General features: G+C 51.4%; 1 protein-coding gene. It reads left to right on the plus strand.

The window, feature by feature from the left end; translation table 11 throughout:
- Window positions 1-2: 2 nt before the first annotated feature.
- Window positions 3-1,001: an RNA-guided endonuclease TnpB family protein gene (locus BRO54_RS18810; RefSeq protein ID WP_074044857.1), complete on the plus strand. Its 999-nt coding sequence runs from the start codon at window positions 3-5 to the stop codon at window positions 999-1,001.
- Window positions 1,002-1,115: the final 114 nt, after the last annotated feature.

Raw genomic sequence — 1,115 nt, forward strand, 5'->3', positions numbered from 1 at the left:
ACATGTACGAACGGATGACAGAAGTGAATACAGCGTTTGCGAATTGGCTGTTGAATCATCCCGAGCTGAATCAAGCGACGAGCAAAATTTTTAAAGAGTTTTCGTCGCAGCGGTTTCCTTCCGCCGTCGTGAATCAGACGATTCGAGAAGTGAAGTCCCGAAAGAAAAATCAGAAAACAAGGAAGTTTCGAACATTATGGTGTTGCTTTAACAATCAAAACGTAAAGGTGGAAAAGAAAGGAGAGTTCTACACGGTTTCATTCCCCACGCTGGAGAAGCGAATTGGCGTGCCTGTCGTCACGCGCCCCTGTCAAGAAGCATGGCTGAATCGGCTGCTTCATGGAACCGCCAAACAAGGGGCAGCCAAGCTCTACAAAAAGAGAAAGAAATGGTACTTGGCTATCGCGATCACCTTTGAAGTGGAGCCGCGACACGAAACAAAGGTGATGGGGGTTGACCTTGGGCTTCGCTATATCGCCGTTGCCAGCGTGGGAACGAAATCGTTGTTTTTCAAGGGCAGCCAATGCGCTTTTGTGCGCCGACGATATGCGGCTTTGCGGCGAACGTTGGGCAAAGCCAAGAAGCTCCATATGATTCGCAAAATCGGCCGTAAAGAGTCCCGCTGGATGAAGGATAGGAACCACAAAATCAGCCGTCAAATCGTTCGTTTTGCCCTCGCCAACGGTGTTGGCGTGATTCGAATGGAAGAGTTGACGGGGATTCGCAAGCGGGCAACATCGGCCAAAGAAGCGGGACGAAGCCTTCACTCTTGGGCGTTTCATCAACTGCAAATGATGATTGCCTATAAAGCCGAAATGGCGGGCATTCGGGTCGAGTGGGTGAAGCCGACCTACACGAGCCAAACGTGTAAATGTGGACATCGGGAAAAGGGAAATCGCAATGGCATCCACTTTCAGTGTAAAAAATGCGGATACACCCTCCACGCCGACTTAAATGGCGCCATCAACATCGCCAAAGCGATTTCGGGCTTCGCCGCCTAACCTAGCGCACTGGTCACAGGTGCGCCGCCCATTGGGGTACATCTTAACCCGATGGGACGGGGTGATGGCACACCCCTGAACTTGGGCGTTGTCCGAACCAGAAATGGATGAGGG

Source organism: Geobacillus proteiniphilus, from assembly GCF_001908025.1.
Lineage (GTDB): Bacteria > Bacillota > Bacilli > Bacillales > Anoxybacillaceae > Geobacillus > Geobacillus proteiniphilus.